The sequence below is a fragment of the Peptostreptococcaceae bacterium genome, from assembly GCA_016649995.1.
GTDB lineage: Bacteria > Bacillota > Clostridia > Peptostreptococcales > BM714 > BM714.
The window spans coordinates 1-20,048 of record JAENWJ010000022.1; the positions used below are offsets into that span (position 1 = coordinate 1).

Consider the following 20,048-nt stretch of genomic DNA (forward strand, 5'->3'; position numbering starts at 1 on the left):
AAAAGATTGAAAGAAAAATCAGTTAGCAGTGGTCAATTAGTAGGCAGCTAGCAGTAAGCAGTAAGCAGTGGGCAGTGGGCAGTAAAAGCAAAAACAAAGACAAATGATTAATACTGTAAATTACTGCACCCTCAATAAATGTTCATATCTTTTTTCGCATTTGCATTAATTTTCCCAGAAACTTGTAAATTTTAATGCACCACCAAAAGGGAACATTCCCTCTATTTCTTATATACTTTTTTTCGGCTCAAAACTTGCTTGATTACTGCGCCCTTCCTGCTATTCTTCATGCCCTTTGTCTTTCAAGAAAATCTAAAATTCACAAACTCACTACGTATCGGGCTAAAGCCAAAGTGAATTTATAACGATTTTCTTTTATCCAAAAGGGTGAAGAATAAAGCAACGGGCGATGTTTCTCAATCAAGTACTTTCGCCGCCATAAATACAGTGGAAAGATACAAGTCGCAAGTAGCAAGTAAATGATTAAAGCTCAAGCAAAAGCATCAACTTCCTTTTGAGATTTTTCTTTGTTCTCAAGTTTCCCACTTCCGACTTTCTACTTTTTACTTTTCACTCACATATATTCCATCCTAAGCCTACTTCCGGAAACTCCAGGCTCGGCAGGCTCGACTACGAGTTTTACTGGCACCCTGTCTTTTAGTGCCTCAACATGGCTTATAAGACCCACGGACAGGTCTTTTTCCCGGATTCGCTCAAGTGAATCCATCACGACATCAAGTACACCTTTGTCTAATGTTCCGAAGCCCTCGTCGAGGAAAAAAAATTCCAAGCTGTTAGCTCTGTTCATCTGTATCTTTGCCGAAAGGGCCAATGCAAGTGCAAGCGAAACTATAAATGTCTCCCCTCCTGAAAGAGTGTCGCACCCTCGTCTGGTTCCTCCGTTGAAATGATCGCAGATTACGAATTCACCTTGGCTGTCTATTTCAAGGCGGTATCTTCCTCCAGTTATATCCAGCAACCTTACAGTTGCATCCCTAACTATGTATCTCAGATGTCTCATTGCAACAAACCCGACAAATGCGTTTCCTCTCAACAAATCCATTATTTCTTTAAGCAAATCCGCATTCTTTTCCATTTGCTTTTTCTTTTTTTCGAGTTCTTTTACTTTTTCGAGATTCCTTTCCATCTGCTCTATTCGTTCCTTAAATCGTATGAATTTCTCGTTCGATTCCTCTTTTACGGTTTGTATGTCTTTGAATTCCTTTTTCAACTTCTCAAAATCATCTCGGTTGCCGCATACATCTATTTTTTCCAAATCTGCCAATACATCATCCTTTTGAACATTCAGTCTGACCCTTTGTTTGTCCCACAATCCGTATTGGTTTTCCATGGATTCCAATTCAATATCTCCTATAATAAAACCGGCAATCTCATCCTCTTTTGCCATTCCCGCCTTTTCCATTTCTATTGCAAGAGACTTCGAAGCTATACGCAAACGTTCTTTGTTCCTTTCCATAGACCGGACGGATTCATTAAGACTTTCCCTTATATCGCTTATTCCTTTGTTGACTGTATTGAGGCTTTCGGCCACATCTTTTTCATCCTTAACCAATTTTTCCATTTTCATCTTCACATCGAGCAGTGCAGCTTCCGGATTCTGTCTTTTGAACACCTCATCGATCCTCTTTAACAGCTTTTCCTTTTCCTCTAAATTAATTTTGTACCGTTTGCCAAAATTTTCGGCATCGTATGCAAGCCTTAAGACTGTTTCCTTTTCTTCATTCCATTTCCTTTCTTGACTGCCGGATGTCTTTTGCAACCCCTGCAATTCGTTCTCCAAGCTATCCATTCTTTCCTTGGCTCCATCGGTCTCTTCCATTTTCATGAAAGTAAATTCCTTTATTTCACTTCCACAAATCGGGCAAGCATCTCCGACTAAAAGTTTTTTTCCTATAGTCATGACAAGATGTTCACGCGCCAAAGACTCCAGTTCCTGCTTTTTCTCATCAAGCGCATGTCTCAACTCTTCTATTTTTTTTACTCTGCCTTCAATCGAACTTTTCACAGCATTCATATCTTTTGAATTCTTTTTTATTGATTCTTCTTCCAGCCTTAAGTTTTTTTCAAGCTCCTTCACTCTCTTTATTTCATTTTCCATCAAATGACGCATTACAATGCTTTTGCTAAACAGAGGTTCATAATTTTCTTCTTTTTTAGCCGTAGCCTCTTTGAATTTTTTTTCGGATTGGAGTTTCGATTCCATGTTATTTTCCAAATCCTTGTTCATTTTTCCCACAAAGATATCAATGGAAGCAATTTCCTTAAGGGCCTCTTTTTTTTCTTTCATATATGGGCCCATTTCTTTGACTTTTTTAGCTTTTTCGCATTTATCGAGCAAATCCTCCATGTCTTTCTCTTGGGCTTTCGATTCTTTAAGCATTCCCTCTATAGAGTCTAGAATTATTTTCTTTTTCCAAAATTCATTCGATCGCTCAACTTCTGACCGCATTTTTTCTTCTTTTTTAGACAAATCCTCAAGATTTGAGCCGATTAGCTTGAGGCTTACTTTGAAGTCATCAAGTTTGTCCATTTCAAGATTGCTATATGCCTCTAGACCCTCTTTCACTCCGTACAGTTTTTTCTCATTCTCTAAATTCTTTTTTTTGACACGGACGGTCAACAGCTCCCCGAATTCCTGAAGTCTCAGTATCCTCTCAAGCATTTTCCTTCTATTGGCACCGGTCAACTTCAAGAAATCGCTAAATTTCCCTTGCGGAATCACAACCGACCTTGTGAAGTCGTCCATTGTAAGTCCAATCAAATCGACTATGGCATTGTTGACCGTTCCGGTTTTTTCGAGTATTTCTCCTTTTCCGTCTTTTCGGTAAAATCTGGTGATTGTGCTCTTAACGGTTCCGTCCACCGCTCGTTTTTTCCCTCTTTCTACAACATATACGACCCGCCCCGAATCGGTTCCAACCTCAAATTCAAACGAAACGAACAAGTCATTTCCATCCATGTTAATGTATTCTCTGCTTTTTCTGGCCGTTTCATTGTAAAGCGCCAGGGTCATTGCATCTAAAATCGTCGATTTTCCGCTCCCGGTAGGTCCGAAGATTCCAAATATGCCTCTTTCGGTGAGCCTTGAAAAATCCACCGTCTGGGTTTCCCTAAAGCTATTTATACCTCTCATTTCAAGCTTAATCGGCTTCATCCGCAGCCTCCCATTCATCGTCCCCAAGTATACCTTTTAGCAAATCTACAAGTTCTGTCCTTGGAGGCGTTCCGTTTCGTTGTTCGTAAAACTCGGCAAAAAGTTCCTTCATGTTTCTTTTTTCCATATCCATTGCTTCATATTCTTCGCTTTCTATCGTTTCCCCCATTAATGGAGTGATTGCCAAAATGTCCGGCCTTATCTTCTTCATTTCCCTTATTTCATCCATTGGAACAACACTGTCCGTTTCGATGTCTAGATATACCCATACTGGCCTATCGCGATTCTCCTCTAGTTTCCGGAGCGCCTCTCCAACCCCCTTTACTCTCCAGACCTCAAGGGGCTTTGATTGACGCAAAAATATTTCCCGTATATCAGGTTGTTTTCCCTTTTTAAGTTCGATGGCGAAAACGGCTTTACTGTAACCAATTTCACTCTTGCTGTATTGCAAGGGCGAACCTGCATATACTACATTCGCTCTTATTCTCTGAGGACGATGCAGATGACCAAGAGCAATATAGTCCATAAAATCAGGAAGGGCATTGCCTGAAACGCTGTATCCCCCGCCTATTTGTATAGGCCTCTCCGAATCGGTCGTTTCCCCTCCAAGAGTGAAGAAATGTCCAAGCGCTATGTTCCAATCGCCAGTACTCGCGATATCTGTTCCGCTATGGAATAATTTCCCAACCCTATCCGAATAAGAGTCCCTCATAGTCTCCTCAGAATCGCCGTTTGCAAACAGTTCGTTAAGCCTTCTCTCTGAAGGAAATGGAATTGCAGTTAGATTTACCATTTCTTTATTAATGTTAATTTTCACGAAACCCTCTCTGCTTTCAACAATCTCAAAATTCCCTACCGGGCTTTTTTCTATATGCTGCTTGGGATATGAAAAAACCAGTACGCCATGCTCCTTCATGAAGCATTCCGGCGCAGCCAAACGCTCCGGGCTGTCATGGTTTCCGGATACTACCGCAACCAGCCTATTTCCGTCCTCTGTCAATCTTTTCATACAGTCGTAGTACAAACCTTCCGCTGCCGCAGACGGATTTCCACTGTCGAATATATCGCCGGCAATAAGCACTATATCGGGGCACTCGGATTCTACTATTTCGATGAATTCATCTATGAATATTTTTTGTTCGGGCAAGCGGGAATGCCCTTCAAGACTTTTACCCAAATGCCAATCAGCTGTATGAATCAATTTCATATAACCCTTACCTCCACGCCGGCTTCCATGAAATAGAGATACGCTTCCTTCACTCTTTTGCCGGTGATTTTTTCCAGCGCTTCTTTGTAGACGGTTAATTGTGTCCTATAGGTTTCTGCCGCATTTTCCAATCCCTTTCTCCAGGAGCTTCCAGTTTTGTAATCCAAGAGAACCCATTCCCCGTCCTCTTCAAAATAGCAGTCTATAACACCCTGAACAAGCAAATAATCTGTGCCGCTTAAGGATCTGTCCATCTCTATTACATCTTCCACCTTTTTCTTTAAAACAAATGGCACCTCACGGTTAACATTACTTGATGACATAAGACGGCTTCCAAGCGGCGATGCCAAGAATCCGCTTATTTTGCCAAAATCGAGAAGATCCAAAGCTCGTTCCTCCAATTTACCGTTTTCAACCATTTTTCTTATTTGCCTTTCTATTTCTCCCTCATTCTCAGTCAAATCCTTATTGATAACCAAATTTTGCATCACTCCGTGATATAGATTTCCTATTTCAGCAGGGGTAGCCTCAAGGTTTCCTATCAGAGCTTCGGGAGCCTTTGCCAGGGACGGAATCGAGAATCCTATTTTTTCATTGGCTCTCGCCGCATCAAGCCGGTTCAACAGTGTTACTGTCATTTTTGAAGGCATATCCGTCATCCTAGCGTATGGATAACTCCAGGACAGGGTCTCATCCAGCTTATCAAGCAATTCTGGATTGGCTTCAAAATCGAGGGCTTCGACCCTATTTTTAACCGATGCGTCGAATGCTTCCGGCAAGCCTTTTGAGAGAGCCGATCTGTCATGTACCTTCAAACGCCAATTATGACCTTCTCCTACAAGTCTTACTTCCCTGCCGCTTCCCGCAGCAAGCTTGTCCGTTTCGGTCATAATTGTAGAAACCGGACCCATTATCCAATCGAAGTATGAATCTGAATCTATTATTGAATAGTCGGTAATAGCCGAAGACCATTTCATTATTTCCTTTTCGGCATTTCGGACTGACCCTACGAGCAAAAGGCGGTCTGAAGCTCTTGTTAAAGCCACATACAGTATCCGCATTTCTTCTGCAACAGACTCTCTGAAGGAGCGCAGTTTGATTGCTGTCTGCGGAAGGCTCTCTCTAAAAATCCGTTTATTTATATCATAGAATTTGGGACCCATACCCAAATCTCTATGCATAAGCAAGTCATTCTTCGATACCCTTCTCTTCATCTTCTTCCCAAGTCCGGTCATTATTACAACAGGAAATTCAAGCCCCTTGCTTTTGTGCACAGTCATCATTCGGACAACATTGTCCTTTTCTCCAAGTACGGTTGCTGTGTCCATGTCTCCGCGGCTCTTTAGCACATCCTCTATGAATTTAATGAATTCAAACAGGCTTCCGCAGGTCCCCTTTGACAATACAGCCACTCTGTCCATAAGAACCTTGATGTTCTCGCGGCGCCTTATCCCTCCGGGCATAGCGGATACATAAGCCATGTAACCGGATTCTACTACAAGCGACCAAATAAAGTCGTCGAGTTTCATGTAGCGGGCCATGCTGCTCCATCTGTCTATATTTGTATAAAAATCGGAAAGCCTTATTGAAATCTCGTCGGACATTGTTCTTTTGTATGCCACTGCGGCTTCATGATATGGTACCTTTGGCGAATTCAGCCGTATTTGTGTCATCTCCGCAATCGAGAATCCTCCCACCGGGGAACGAAGCACTGACAAAAGCGGCAAGTCCTGCCGTCTGTTGTCTATAAGCTTCAACAGGTCTATTAGAAGCTTGATTTCAAGGGTATCGAAATAGCCTCCGCTGTCATCTGTATATACAGGAATTCCCTCTCCGCTAAGAACCTCGTAGAAAATATCCGCCCAGTTTTTTGCGGCGCGGGAAAGGATGACTATGTCCCTGTATTCTATAGGGCGATAGGCTTTGATGTTTGGATCATAGGTTTCTTCAGTCATCAATCGTTTTATAAGCCTTGCGGTTAATACCGCTTCTGCCTGCGAATGGTTCAGTTCGGCTATATCCTCATCCACAGATTCGCTTTCGGCTTCAAAGACCTTTTCAAGCATGTGTATCTCTACCGATTCACTGCGCTGCGCCAAAAATTCCTTTCCGCTATTTAGTTTTGCATTGTCGTCGTATTCTATCTCTCCTGTTGTTTTGTTCATTATCTTGCCGAAAACAAAATTGATAGCCTCCAGTATGTTCTTTCTGCTTCGAAAGTTCTTGTTCAAAACAATCCTTTTGCCTTCGGATTCATCATTTCCGTATTTAAGATATTTTGATATGAATATACCCGGCTCCGCCAAGCGGAACCTATATATGCTCTGCTTCACATCCCCTACCATAAAAACATTGTTATTCCTGCCGATGCATCCGATTATAGCTTCCTGCATTCTATTGTTGTCTTGATACTCGTCCACGAATATCTGATGATACTTTTCCTTGAACCTATTTGCCATTCTTTCGTCCTTAAGTATTTCGAGTGCGAAATGCTCAAGGTCATTGAAATCCATCAGGCGCCGTCCCGCTTTTTTATCCAAATAACGTTCATCGAGTTTTTGAATAATATGCGCCAGATACGCCATATCCGGCTTCAGTTCTTTAAGCTGCTCATAAGCAGTTTTTATCGGGCAGTCAAGATACTTTGCCTGAAGTCCCACTATGCGCTTCTTGAACTTATCCCTACCATCTTTCACCTTGTCAACTTTTACAATATCCATAAATTCTTTGTCGGCTTTTCTTATCGATTTGAGCTTATCGAAAACAGGATTCGGCTTGTCCTTCACTTCCTTTGCATAGACTCTAACATAATCCTCTATATCTTTTTCCGCAGATAAAATAAGCCTTTCAACCAAGTCCCTATCTGATCTAAGAGCCTCTTCATAGGGCAAGGGGCCGTCCGGCATTACGGATGTTTCTAAAAGCTCATCATACCCGTTTAAAATATATTTGAGTTCCATAATCAATTGTTCTTTTATTTCCGCAACCCACGGTCCATTTTTAAAATCCTCATAGGACTGTCCAAACTGCGCGATTGAATCATCCATCCACTCCCAAGGCTCGGGCATTGATTTTGCAAATGAATGGAACCTTTTCACAATGCTTTTAAAGGCCTCGTCATCCTTGTTGCTGCTGAAGGCCTCTACAAGATTAATGAATTCTGGAGTTCTAGCAGCATAGTTTTCCTCAAGAAGCTCGGAAAGCGCCTCGTCCATCAGCATATTCCTTTCAAGATCGTCCGCTATCCTAAACTCAGGGTCAATATCAACTACATGAAATCCCGCCCTTATAACCTCTATGCAAAAGCCGTGAAGCGTCTGGATTGAAGCTCTGTTTAGGCGATTCATCTGTCTTCTTAGGAATTCGGCCTTTTCGCGGCCGGTTTTGCTGCTATCTAAGCGATCCGTAAGCGCCCTAAGTATCTTTTCACGCATTTCCGCCGCTGCGGCATGCGTAAAGGTGACTATAAGCATTTGATCTATGTCTATTCTCTCATCCATAATCATTTCAATTATTCTTGCGACAAGAACCGCCGTCTTGCCAGATCCCGCGGCCGCAGATACAAGGAGATGGCTTCCCCGGGTTTCAATAGCCTCTTTCTGCTGCGTTGTCCAATCAACCACGGTCATCCCCTCCTTCCTTTCCATTCTCTTCTTTTGTCTGCACATCGCTTTCCATTTTTTGAAGTGCCTCTTTGTCGGTCAGAGACTTAAGATTTCTGTAAGTGTTTCCCTTCAAATCCTTGTCGAACTGGCAGATGGAAGCGAAATCACAAAATGTACAGGCTTTATCGGCTCCCTTTCTGAAGGGGCTTGCATCTATTTTTCCTTCAAGTATGCTTTCTGCAGCGTTCCCAACAGCCTTGAGTACAAATTTAAGCAGATTGTCAAAATCTTCTCTTTCTATCGATCCGACAGTTTTTGCGGGGCTTGCGTCCTGCTTGAGCCTCGCAGGGATTATGTCCGAAGACTTTCCCTCCTCAAGATCCATGTCCATTAGCTTTATTATCCTTTCATCGCGAAGGACTACTCCCCTCATCTTGAACCTGCTTCTAAATGCCGATTCAATTTGACTCTCATCCATTCCGGTATCCTCCACCATAGGGTCGTCAATCTTGAAATAGAATGCACCGGCAGGAGTGGCTTTCTTGCCACTAGCTTCAATGCCCCGCAGCGCAGCCTTAAGATATATTGGAAGCTGAATCTGAATGCCATAGTATGCATTTCCTATCTTGAATGGCTTGTCGTAAGACTTATAATCGATTATCTTAACATAGGTGTTTTCATCCTTTTCACAAATGTCAATTCGGTCAATACGCCCCTCGAGGCGTATTGTTTCTCCGCTCCCGGTTTCTATTATTATTGGAGGAATGGGTTTTCCTTCTCCAAAGGCCATCTCTGACGCTGTAGGAGTAAACCCGCCTCTTTTAACATGCTCAACTGCCATGTTGGCTGTTTTTTTTGCTACCCTTTCTATTCTGTCGGCAAAATACTTGTATCTTTCCGTGCTTCCAAGTATCTTGCCGTCAAAGCCTTCCATTATTTCTTTTGCCGCCTCGCTCATTATCCCGTCCACTTTGTCCTTAGAAAGCTCTCTCCAGTCCAATCCTCTATCCTCGATTTTTTTTGCAAAGGATTCAACCGATTCATGGAATATGCGTCCCACATCGGGGCTCTTGAGCTCGTAAACCTTTCTTTCGAAAGGACGCAGCCCATATGTCACAAAATGCTGAAACGGACATTGGTAGTACCTTTCTATGCGACTACTGCTCGATCTAAGTGGCGCCCCATAGAGCTCCGATGCTACCTTGGAAGTAATGTTCCAATCCATGTTGTCATGGAATAGGGCCTTTCTCGTCGTTTCGAAATCCGCTTTTAGCGCAGGCGACCGGCTTATCCAGCATGCCAAGGTCTTTTCTATGTCCGTCATTTCGCGATGCTCCTCTATATATCGCCTCAGCGCCTCTACAACATGTCCATACGCAGCCTTTGGAGCACGAAAAACCCTCTCGGGCCTAGAACCCAGATTGTCTCCCATTTCATCCATTTCGGGGAACAACTGCTTAAGCCTGCCTGCAAGTATGGATGGTCTAAGATTCTGTCCCTCGGCATCCGATAAGGCATAGCTAAACCATATGAAATCCGTCGGTCTTGCAATGGCATTATAGATTGCAAAACGCTCCTCATCAACCCGCGTGTCTCCGTCCATGGTAACCGGCAGACCCTTCTGCTGCATTATGCGAATCTCCTCATCGAGCATTATTCCAGAGTCCTCAACAACTGACGGTATTACTCTGTCATTTATTCCAATCATGAATAACGCCTTAACCCTATGAAACCTGGTTCGTTTAAGCCCCCCAACGAGCACCTGATCAATTGTAGACGGAATGATTCCAACTTCATAGCTCTCTATTCCCGATTTCAGTATCTCTATAAAGGTTTTCAGATCCACCTTTTCATCTCCACCAACCTCTATCAGTTGATCGAATATTTCCATTAGTATGTTCCAGATTTGTGAATACTCGCTTGCGTATTCGTAGTCGCCTACACTGGTTAGTTTATCTACAAATTCCTCCATTTTTTTTGCTGCTTCTCCGGAATCAAGAAATCTGTAGATTGATTCAACATATCCTCTTATGTTTTTCGCGTTCGATATATGACTCCTAAAGATGTCGAATCTGCTCCACAGCTTAATTCGAGCAGCTTCGAGAAGCTCCCCGTCTTCGATGTTCTCAACATCAAGCGGCTTCTTCCATAGGCTTCCCCTTATGCCCCTTGCAAGAACATGGTTCTCAAGTTTCTCTACGGTTTCGATGTCCATGTCAGCCAGACCTGTTTTCAGGTATGCAAAGACATCTTCGTAACGCATGTTTCTTTCTATAGTTTCAAGTGCAGACAACAAATATCGAGCCATTGCGCTTCCGGTGATAGCCCTCTTTTGGTCTATGAAGCACGGTATGCCGTAATCCGCGAACACCCTGCGTATTTCATCTCCATAGATTGCCATGTCGCAAAGGATTACCATGTCCCTGTAGCGGCAGCCATTTTCTTCAGCGAGACGCAAGATTTCCCCTGCCGCATTCTCAATCTCCGAAGAACGGTTCTTTGCTGCAAAAAGGAATACGCTGCCCGGTTTCCCCTTGTAAACAACGGTCGGATAGCTGTAGAAATGGTCACGCAAAAAAGAAAGCTCTCCAAGGTCTTTTACAGGTTCGAAAACGCTAAGTTCAAATGCTGCATTTTCTTCTAGAGCGAGAGCCTTCAATTCATTTAATGTTCTAAGTGTATTTGAAAAAACATAGGAATCTCCATTTTCATCCATGCTGCATGTGAGGGTAAAAACCACATTTTCAGATTTACTCAAAAGAGCCTTGATCAAGCCCTTTTCACGTCCTGTGAATCCGGCAAACCCGTCAACATAAAAAACGGTTTCTCTGTAAATGTCAGAATTTTTAAGTTTTTCCTCCGCCAATGCATACAAATTCCATGTATCCGTGTATTTTTCCTCAAGCGAATTTTCCATGTATTCATACGCGTATGCTATATCCCGAAGTTTCTCCCTCAGCAATTCAAGTCCCTTAATTTCAGAAGCCGCTAGCAAAAGCTCCTCTGGAACAATTCCGTTTTTCTTTAGTTCGTTCAAAAATCTATTCAGCCTGGTTATGAATCCCTGTTTCTTGAATGCCCCCTTGAACACACCGAAATCATCCCCATTTTCCTCAAATGCCTTTCGCAGCAGCATTGTCTTTCCCAGATCGCTTATATGGCTTTTCCCAAGTCCGCCCTCAAGTTCCAAAACCCTATATACTAAACGACTGAAACTTAAGACCTCTGTCCCTAGTATCCCTGGCTTTTCGAGTCTTTCTATCAAATCACGTTCCGCCTGGAAGCTGTATTGTTCCGGCACTATAAGCACCGTCTTTAATCCGCTTTCTATTCTCTTTTTAGCCAGTTTAAGCAGAGCTTCAGTCTTTCCGCTGCCGGCTCTTCCTGCTATTACTTTCATTCCCATGGCAAACCCCTTTTTTCGTAATATTGACTATATATTATTTCTATAAGAGAAAGCACTTTCCCTTCATGGCAAATTATAAAAAGGCATATTCCCGCATCAAGAAAACTGCCTTTAATTCCACTCGGTTTTATTTGTCTTAAAAAAAATGTAGTATATCTTTTTTTACACTCTATCTTTATAGTATAGTATATATGAATCAATTAAATGGGAGGACATAACATGAATTTTTTACATATAACAATAATTCTATTGGCGGGAACCTGCGCCGGTTTTTTGAATACTCTGGCAGGGGGAGGATCGCTTATAACCATGCCGATCTTAATTTTCATGGGATTGCCTTCTGCCGTAGCCAATGGGACAAACAGGATCGCGCTTTTGTTCCAAAACACTACCGCAACATATAACTTCAAGCGCAAGGGGTATTTTGACTGGCGACTCGTTCTTATGCTGTCAGCTCCGGCCATATTGGGAGCCGCCTTAGGGTCAAGCATAGCCGTAGACATACCCGACCATATATTCAATCGCCTGCTTGCAGGTGTAATGATCATGGTTCTCATGCTTATTCTGTTCAAACCCAAGACCAAGCAAAAGGAAATCGTTGGTCCGATGACATTTAAGCGAAAAATGGTTGCCATAGTCATTTTTTTCTTTGTGGGCCTTTACGGAGGAATCGTGCAGGCCGGTGTCGGCTTCATCATAATCGCATCACTCACATGGATAACCGGCTCCGATCTTGTTAGAATCAACAGCATAAAGGTATTTATTGTAGCCATTTATACATTTTTTGCTCTAGTTGTCTTCGCCACAAATGGAAAGGTCGATTTGATTCTCGGCCTTACATTGGCCGTAGGAAACAGCCTTGGCGCCTGGATTGGAAGCAATTTCGCCGTAAAAAAAGGCGATCGCTGGATTCGAATGATCCTTGCGTTCGCCGTTGTTGGAATGGCCATCAAGCTGGTATTCACTTCCTGATTCCCTTGAATCGCCTTATTGCTGCAAAGGCAATCCCCATGAGCAATGCATATTGAATCAAGAATGCATACATAGTGCGTTTCATTATGTCTATAAAAAATTCAAGAGGAAGCATCTGTATTAAGACATCCGTCTGCGGATTGAGCATCCATAAATCGTTGTTAAAGAAGATCTTATGAAAACCGATAAAATACCTTTGGAAATCGGTCAAGATCATGGCCACCAAAGCAATCGTTACAATCATCACAGTGAAGCCCGAGGCGAGTACTGCCCTCCCGGGCTTTTCAATTTTTTTACCATCCATTGAATAAAGAATAAACAATGCCAAAATTACAAAGGCCAAAAAAACATTCCGCAGATAGAAACCTGCCATAAAGAGTTTCTTTACATCTACCATATGCAATTTTTCCCGTTCTCCAAAGACCTCCACGCTTTCTCCACCAATTTCCGCCTTCATTTCTAATGAATCGGTTCTATTTCTAAGGTAATCGATGATTTTAGCGCTTATTCGTCCAAGCTCCGCTGAATCGGTTTCAACAACTTCCGTTATATTAAATTCCTCATGCTTTGAGGCATAGAAATTTTCGTCGAAAGCTGTTATTTCGAGGCTCGTAAGCATTAAAACCACGGGTAGCAACAGTGCCACCACAATTGTCAAACTTCTTTCAAGCAACCTTTCCATTACTGTCCCCTTCTTTCTCAAACCTTAATCCGCTTAAGTAATCCGGTAGTCGGAATTATTTTTTGTCTTTTAATCCCACCATGAGATGTATAATCTGCTCGGATGAAAAAAGCAAATTATCATTCGTCCTCTCAATTGCCGTTTTTAAATCCGTCGCTTCCTTTTGTATCGAAAAAGCGGCTGTTATTCCGCTTTTTTTTAATTGATTCCTATCGACCGACACTATTCCCGCCAAGGCTACAACCGGAACATTTTTCTTTTGACACCTCGAAGCAATTCCAGAGATGGCTTTACCCATAAGGCTTTGTTCGTCAAGCCTTCCTTCCCCTGTTATGACAAGGTCGGCTTGATCAAGTTTGTCATCAAAACCCGAAGCCTCAAGAATCAAGTCGATTCCGCTTTCCAGTTTTGCGCCTAAAAACACCATCAAACCATACCCCAGACCTCCGGCCGCTCCCGCTCCGGGTATATTTTCAAGCCTTTTCCCTGTCGCATTTGAAACTGCGGCCGCAAAATTTACGAGGTTTTCATCTAGTCTTTTAATTATGATGGAATCCGCTCCCTTTTGAGGGCCATAGATGTACGCAGCACCCATTTTCCCTACAAGAGGATTGTTTACATCACATGCCACAAGAATCTCGGAATCCCTGATGCGATAGTCCATATTTTCAAGGTCTACCTCTGTGATTTTCCCGAGTCCTTCTCCTGTGGGTTCAACGAATTTGCCATTTTCGTCAAGAAACAAAGCACCGAGAACACCGGCCATACCGATGCCTCCATCGTTTGTTGCGCTGCCTCCGATGCCTATTATAAATCTTCTGCATCCCCTGTCAAGCGCGTCCCTTATCAGTTCGCCCGTTCCGAGGGTCGTTGTATGAAGCGGGTTTTTTATCCTCGTAAGAGATAGTCCCGAGGCCTGCGCCATTTCTATCACGGCTGTCCCGTCTGGCAGTATACCGTAGAAGGCTTCCACCAAATCAAAATCCGGGCCGGTCACTATGCATTTGACCTTTTGTCCTCCCGCTGCCGCTATATAAGCCTCAACCGTTCCCTCTCCACCATCCGCCAAGGGAATCTTTACAACGCGGACTTTTTTTTCATTTAAAGCCGCTTTTTCGATTATGTCACAAATGTCCACCGACCTCGCACTACCCTTGAAAGAATCCGGCGCTGCAATTATCACATATTCATTCATTCGATTCCCTCCCGCAATTTCACCTATATCCTTGCTACTCCGGAAGCTTTTGCCGCCTCCATCACCGCTTCGGAAAAAGCCTTCATTTTGAATCCTCTCGTTTATCTTCTATATTTTTCTCTTTCCGTCTCGTAGATGTTATTTCCGTATGAATCGATGACAACTGTTGCAGGAAATTTTTCCACTCTAAGCCTTCGCACAGCCTCTGTTCCCAAATCCCCGTAGGCAATCACTTCTGCTTCTTTTATTGTGTCAGAAATAAGAGCTCCCGCTCCGCCGATTGCCGCAAAATATACGGCTCCGGTCCTAATCATTGCTTCTATTACTTCACCGGAACGAACGCCCTTGCCTATCATTCCCCTTAGACCGCTCTCAAGGAGAGGCACTGTCAAATCGTCCATCCTGTAGCTTGTAGTAGGCCCTGCAGATCCTATTACATTTCCTGGTTTGGCAGGCGCCGGTCCGACATAGTAGATGACCGAATCCGTAAGGTCAAAGGGCATATTCCCTCCATTTGCAAGGGTATCGCAGAGCCTCTTGTGGGCCGCATCCCTTCCTGTATATATGACTCCGGTTATTTCAACCATGTCTCCAGCTCTAAGCTCCTTGACCTTTTTGTAGGTCAATGGCATCTCTATTTTTTTTATAGGATTCATAACTCCCCCTTAAAGTATTCTTTCTTCATGACGAGTAGCATGGCAGTTTATTGCCACCGCAGCCGGCAATCCGGCAATATGCGTTGGATAAGTTTCCACCTTTACAGCAAGTGCCGTTGTTCTTCCTCCGAGTCCCTGCGGTCCTATTCCCAAATCGTTAATCTTCTCAAAAAGGCGAGTCTCCATTTCTGCCAATGAAGGATCAGGATTTTTGTCTTCCACCTCTCTTAAAAGAGCTCTTTTGGCCATCTCTGCAACCTTTTCGAATGTGCCTCCTATTCCGACACCCACAAAAATAGGTGGACACGGATTTGGGCCGGCTTCCGATACGGCTTGCAGCACGAAATCCTCCACTCCCTTCATTCCGTCAGATGGCTTTAGCATTTTTATACGGCTCATGTTTTCGCTTCCGAATCCCTTCGGAGCGACTACAATCTTCACCCTGTCCCCCGGCACTATTTTTAAATGAATGACTGCAGGGGTATTGTCCCCGGTGTTATCGCGTAGAAGTGGATCCCTTACTATCGATTTTCTGAGATAGCCTTCACTGTAGCCCTTTCTTACTCCTTCATTCACCGCTTCCTCAAAATCCCCGCCAAGCAAGCATACTTCCTGTCCAATCTCAATGAACAGTATCGCCATTCCGGTGTCTTGACAGATTGGCACTCTGTTTTTCTTTGCCAAATCAGCGTTTATGAGTATATTCTTCAGAATGCCTTTACCAATTGCTGACTCCTCATTATCTACCGACTCAGATAGTTTTTTATAGATGTCAGCCGGCAAGTTGTAGTTCGAACTTATGCACATCTCCCTGACGGCATCCTCAATTTCCTTCACATTAAGTTCTCTCATGTACACATTCCTTTCGCCCTTTTAAAAAAGCAGGAAAGCCTTTAGGCTTTCCTGCGCAAATGGCCCTTTTGATGTTATAAATATACACCAAAAGACTATAAAATTCAAATTCCACAAACCTTATTTAGTTTCAAATATCTTTTCATATTCTCCATAGCCTTCCTCGGTCAACTTATCCTTTGGAATGAATCTAAGTGATGCCGAATTCATGCAATACCTTAACCCCGTTGGAGCCGGGCCGTCTGTAAAAACATGTCCCAAATGGGAATCAGCTTGGAGGCTCCTTATTTCAATCCTTTTGCTTAAAAGTTTTCTGTCCACCTTTTCAACTATATTGCCCGGTTCAAGAGGCTTCGTAAAGCTTGGCCATCCTGTACCTGATTTGTATTTATCTTTCGAACTGAAAAGAGGCTCACCCGCTACTATGTCAACATAGATACCTTCCGCCTTATTGTCCCAATAATCATTGTCGAAAGAAGGCTCAGTGGCATCGCTTTGTGTTACATCAATCTCAAGTTTTGTTAGTTCTCCCAATCTTTTGTTTTTGTCAAATTCAACCTTTCCTTTGTTTCCCATAGTTTCTTCCTTCCTTTCTTCCTCCCAGACTCCGTCAAGAAATTGGTCACTTCCTGAATTGAATCGGTAATATTTGTATTTCAAAGTATTCTTTTCGTGATAGTCCTGGTGGTACTCTTCCGCATAGTAAAAGCCTCAAATGGAAGAATCTTCACATCTATCGGTTCATCAAACAGCCCCGATAGCTCAAGCTTTTCCAAAGCGAATTCAGCTAAAGCCTTTTCATAACCTTCGTACTCCGAAAATTCCGCAGGTTCCCCGTCTTTTCCTAAAATAAACATTGCAACTCCTACTATTAAAATCAGAATTTAACTGATTATAATCAATCGTTTCATCTTTATCACTTCCTTTATAGAATATGTATACCCAACTTTTTATCTTTTATACCCCCCGTTTGTATCATTTATGATAAAATAAAGAGACGCCCCATGAAAGACGTCTCTTTTCTTAATCCATTCCCGATTCACTTAAAGGAGAAAACAGAAAGTTAGTGATTTCACTTCCTAATTTTATTTTAGTGCAAATAGGGCTATAAGTCTTAAATAAACGGTTACATAACTATTAAAAATTTGTCACTTTCTGTTCAAAACTATATCTTTAAAATCCGTGACGGTTTTAAAATAATAATCAGATTCATCTTTCATGAATCTGTGTATCTCCGGAATTTCATAGGCCCATCCTGCTGCAGCAAAATCAATCCCCGCACTTCTTGCCATTTCAAGCCCGGGCTTCAAGTCGTCAACCATTAGCAGTTCCGACGGCTTTAGGTCAAAGGCTTTCATTATTTCTTCCAAAGGATATGGACTCGGTTTCCTCTTTTCAGGATCCTTGTCCCAGCCAAAAACCATGTCCGGTTCGGGCGCCCCCATTGAAGACATTTCGAACAGAAACAGAAGCCGTCGGGAAGGCTATGAAACCCGGTATAAGGGTAATGGCTCCCACTGACGCGGACAAAAAAACACCAAACCATCCCGATTCTTCTCCTATTATTTTTGTTATAAAATCGGCATCGAAAACAGCAAGAAGCACGCCCACCAAAATCAATATTCCCAAGAGCGCAGGAAATATCTTGCTAAAGGATTTCCATGCTTTCTTAAGCGCCATTTTTGTCTTTTCTTTGCTATAATGGAATGACAATGCCAAAAGCAACGTTGCCAATCCATATAGATAAATAATCCTCATAAAATCCTCCAAAAATCGTTTCTTATATCATAATATAAAACAAGCGGAACCACCATGGATTCCGCTTGTTTTATATTCTATTTTCTTATCTTTGCAACAATCCCACCATTGGATGCAAGTAATTCCTTTGAACCTATCTTTACAAGCGCATTGGGAGATCCTCCCCCTGAATACACCTCTTCCTTCTCCATTACTCTTTCATCAATAAGAAAAACGGCTTTGTATCCAAATGAAGGCACCCCTCCTATAGGGTATCCGGTCTTTTCAAATATGTTTTCAGGGATAGCCGTATTTGGTCTTTCGATGCCTAAGGCCTTAGCCACTCTCTTTGTGCTGGCTCTATCTTCACCCTTCACTATCGCAACGATTATGTTTCCATCGGAATCGGACATGCAAATATTTTTTACGAAATCATCCGTTTCTGCGCCGGCCGTCTCTGCAGCTTCCTTCACCGAATGGCAGGAGTTTTTGAAAATCAGATGCTCGCAAGCAATATTGTTTTCCTCTATATACCTCTTCAGCTTATCCTCGTAAGTTTTCATTCTTTAAATCCCCTTTTTATATGCTGAATAATTCCGCCTCCGAGCACTTCCCCATCCCTATAGAAAACCGCCCATTGCCCTAGAGCAGGAGCCCTTTCAGGCTTGTCAAAAACAACCCGGACCGTTTTGTCCCTTTCAGGGAATATCTCCCCGTCCAGGAACCATCCCAATTGGCAAACCTTTATCTTCACCTTAATAGGCAATTGCAATGAGCCAAATGGTATAAAATTAACCCTTTCCACACTAATTTCGCTCGCGTAAGTTTCGGCATCCTCCCCCAAAACCACTCGGTTGTTTTCAGTATCTATAGCCACAATACAGTAGCGACGGTCGAATGTATCACCAAGCCCTTTTCTTTGGCCTATTGTATAACGAGCTATCCCATCGTGCACGCCAAGTACATTCCCTTCCATGTCTACAAATTCCCCGGGCATCACGGCACTATGCATACTCGCCTCTACAAAATTAATGAAGTTTTTTCCCGGAACAAAACAAATATCCTTGTTGTCCTTTTTTTTCACAAAGTCAATCCCCATCTCAAGAGCCGCCTCTCTAACTTGGTCTTTGGAAAACACATCCCCCAATGGCAGCAACACATGGGAAAGCTGACCCTGTCCCAACCTATGCAAAAGATAGGACTGGTCCTTATCTTCCGCTTTAGCGCAATAGAGCCTATGACGATTCGATTCATCATCGAATTCAACTGACGCGTAATGGCCTGTAGCAAGATAGTATGCTCCCATTTCCATAGCGTATTCCAAAAGTTTTCCGTATTTTATCTGCCTATTGCATTCCACACATAGATTAGGAGTTTTGCCTTCGGCATACGCCTTCGCAAACGGCTGTTTTACAACCCAATCAAATGCAGGACGAAAATCGGCTACATGATGCTGAATTCCCAAAGATTCCGCAATCCTGCGGGCTTCAAATATTTCCTTCTGCGGCGCAGGAAGTCCATCCTCGCCAATTTCATCATACAGATACATGGTGACACCAATAACCTCATATCCTATTCTTTTCAATAAGAAAGCCGTTACCGAGCTGTCAATGCCTCCGCTCATGGCAACGGCCACTTTGTTGTGATTCAGTTTCATACTCATAATTCTCCATCCATTTTTTTATAATCATAACTTCAAAGCTCTGTTTTGTTAAGCATATCTCGGAGGGCAACAGCCTCTTCCCTAGAAAGAGTTATACCCTTGCCCATTTTCCCATGATCCGGATCCCAATCTCTTATGTCGTATTTAGGATCTCTATCGTTCCAGCTTACAAGATTCAATTCCTTTTTCCATCCACTGCCCGATTCCGATAAAACGCCTATATCCTTTTTAATTTCGAACTTTAGAGCCATGTCAACCTCCTATGTCCTTGTTTCAAACTCCTTGCCACAATTCGAACAATTTACCCGAACCTTTCCTTCTCCCTTTGGAATCCGCATCTTTTGTTCGCAATGAGGACATTTCTCAACCTTGTAATCCAAGGCCGCTTCTATGCGCGCCGTATCCAAGCCCACGATGACTTCATCCCCTATTATAAAAGCAGGAACTCCTCTCAAGCCCATGTCCATCATTTTCTTTTGAGCCACTTTATCCTCCTGAACATTCTTTTCAACGTATTTGTATCCTTTTTCTCCAAGAAACTTCTTGGCCGTACGGCAATGGGGTCACGTAGGACTAGTGTACATCATAATCGTTTTCATGAAAAATCCTTTCCCGGCGCTAGCCGCTATTTAATAGATATTTCTATACTTCTTTGATACAGTCAACCGGACAAGCATCGGCGCAAGCTCCGCAACTTATACAGGCATCTTCATCGATCAAACGCTTATCTTCTTCAACCTCTGTAATACAGCTAACCGGGCAGACCGCCTCGCATGCTCCGCAGCCAATGCAACTTTCCTTGTCAATTCTATAAGCCATTTCTACACCTCCTTTGTCAAATTTATTCTCGTCCCAACTTTCCAATTATCTTTATTGTTCTATAAATAACAGTATTTCC

General features: G+C 42.8%; 18 protein-coding genes. 1 reads left to right on the forward strand and 17 read right to left on the reverse strand.

Translation table 11 applies throughout. The annotated features are described in order from the left end of the window. Window positions 1–574: 574 nt before the first annotated feature. Genes JJE29_05420 through addB form a run of 4 tightly spaced genes read right to left on the reverse strand, consistent with a single transcriptional unit; the run spans window position 575 to window position 11,393 of the window. On the reverse strand, window positions 575–3,175 hold the full coding sequence (locus JJE29_05420) for an SMC family ATPase (protein ID MBK5252055.1): 2,601 nt from the start codon (window positions 3,173–3,175) through the stop codon (window positions 575–577). After that, window positions 3,162–4,382, reverse strand: coding sequence for an exonuclease SbcCD subunit D (locus JJE29_05425; protein ID MBK5252056.1), 1,221 nt, complete (start codon window positions 4,380–4,382; stop codon window positions 3,162–3,164). Before JJE29_05425 ends, JJE29_05420 begins: the two co-directional genes overlap by 14 nt. Further along, a complete protein-coding gene (gene addA / locus JJE29_05430; protein ID MBK5252057.1) occupies window positions 4,379–8,005 on the reverse strand; it encodes a helicase-exonuclease AddAB subunit AddA in 3,627 nt (1,208 codons plus the stop codon). Before addA ends, JJE29_05425 begins: the two co-directional genes overlap by 4 nt. Then, on the reverse strand, window positions 7,998–11,393 hold the full coding sequence (gene addB / locus JJE29_05435) for a helicase-exonuclease AddAB subunit AddB (GenBank protein MBK5252058.1): 3,396 nt from the start codon (window positions 11,391–11,393) through the stop codon (window positions 7,998–8,000). The genes addA and addB overlap by 8 nt, the downstream gene beginning before the upstream one ends. 219 nt (window positions 11,394–11,612) lie before the next feature. Here addB and JJE29_05440 point away from each other — a divergent pair, with 219 nt between their 5' ends. Then, window positions 11,613–12,365, forward strand: a complete 753-nt coding sequence (locus tag JJE29_05440) for a sulfite exporter TauE/SafE family protein (protein ID MBK5252059.1) — start codon at window positions 11,613–11,615, stop codon at window positions 12,363–12,365. Here JJE29_05440 and JJE29_05445 read toward each other — a convergent pair. The 13 genes from JJE29_05445 to JJE29_05505 all read right to left on the reverse strand — a co-directional run bounded on the left by JJE29_05445 (window position 12,355) and on the right by JJE29_05505 (window position 19,969). Continuing rightward, entirely contained in the window at window positions 12,355–13,047 is a 693-nt protein-coding gene (locus JJE29_05445) for a TIGR01906 family membrane protein (protein ID MBK5252060.1), read from the reverse strand. The genes JJE29_05440 and JJE29_05445 overlap by 11 nt on opposite strands. A gap of 55 nt (window positions 13,048–13,102) precedes the next feature. Continuing rightward, a complete protein-coding gene (locus JJE29_05450) occupies window positions 13,103–14,242 on the reverse strand; it encodes a glycerate kinase (GenBank protein MBK5252061.1) in 1,140 nt (379 codons plus the stop codon). 101 nt (window positions 14,243–14,343) lie between these two features. Further along, the gene (locus JJE29_05455; GenBank protein ID MBK5252062.1) at window positions 14,344–14,898 is read right to left on the reverse strand and encodes a Fe-S-containing hydro-lyase; all 555 of its coding nucleotides are present in this window, start codon (window positions 14,896–14,898) and stop codon (window positions 14,344–14,346) included. Between the two features lie 9 nt (window positions 14,899–14,907). Further along, a complete protein-coding gene (locus tag JJE29_05460; GenBank protein ID MBK5252063.1) occupies window positions 14,908–15,750 on the reverse strand; it encodes a fumarate hydratase in 843 nt (280 codons plus the stop codon). 120 nt (window positions 15,751–15,870) lie between these two features. Beyond that, window positions 15,871–16,326 carry a peptide-methionine (R)-S-oxide reductase MsrB gene (gene msrB / locus JJE29_05465; protein MBK5252064.1) on the reverse strand — a complete coding sequence of 152 codons (456 nt, stop codon included), beginning with the start codon at window positions 16,324–16,326 and terminating at the stop codon, window positions 15,871–15,873. An 80-nt stretch (window positions 16,327–16,406) separates the two neighbouring features. After that, window positions 16,407–16,607 (reverse strand): hypothetical protein, encoded by a 201-nt coding sequence (locus JJE29_05470; GenBank protein ID MBK5252065.1) that lies wholly within the window; start codon window positions 16,605–16,607, stop codon window positions 16,407–16,409. Between the two features lie 291 nt (window positions 16,608–16,898). After that, entirely contained in the window at window positions 16,899–17,174 is a 276-nt protein-coding gene (locus JJE29_05475) for an HAD hydrolase-like protein (GenBank protein MBK5252066.1), read from the reverse strand. Continuing rightward, window positions 17,146–17,508 carry a permease gene (locus tag JJE29_05480; GenBank protein MBK5252067.1) on the reverse strand — a complete coding sequence of 121 codons (363 nt, stop codon included), beginning with the start codon at window positions 17,506–17,508 and terminating at the stop codon, window positions 17,146–17,148. Before JJE29_05480 ends, JJE29_05475 begins: the two co-directional genes overlap by 29 nt. Before the next feature lie 77 nt (window positions 17,509–17,585). Beyond that, a complete protein-coding gene (locus JJE29_05485; GenBank protein ID MBK5252068.1) occupies window positions 17,586–18,050 on the reverse strand; it encodes a hypothetical protein in 465 nt (154 codons plus the stop codon). Beyond that, window positions 18,047–19,150, reverse strand: coding sequence for a tRNA 2-thiouridine(34) synthase MnmA (gene mnmA / locus JJE29_05490; GenBank protein MBK5252069.1), 1,104 nt, complete (start codon window positions 19,148–19,150; stop codon window positions 18,047–18,049). Before mnmA ends, JJE29_05485 begins: the two co-directional genes overlap by 4 nt. A gap of 32 nt (window positions 19,151–19,182) precedes the next feature. Further along, window positions 19,183–19,401 carry a YdbC family protein gene (locus JJE29_05495; protein MBK5252070.1) on the reverse strand — a complete coding sequence of 73 codons (219 nt, stop codon included), beginning with the start codon at window positions 19,399–19,401 and terminating at the stop codon, window positions 19,183–19,185. 9 nt (window positions 19,402–19,410) lie between these two features. Further along, window positions 19,411–19,749, reverse strand: a complete 339-nt coding sequence (locus tag JJE29_05500; protein MBK5252071.1) for a glutaredoxin family protein — start codon at window positions 19,747–19,749, stop codon at window positions 19,411–19,413. Between the two features lie 43 nt (window positions 19,750–19,792). After that, the gene (locus tag JJE29_05505; protein ID MBK5252072.1) at window positions 19,793–19,969 is read right to left on the reverse strand and encodes a 4Fe-4S binding protein; all 177 of its coding nucleotides are present in this window, start codon (window positions 19,967–19,969) and stop codon (window positions 19,793–19,795) included. Window positions 19,970–20,048: the final 79 nt, after the last annotated feature.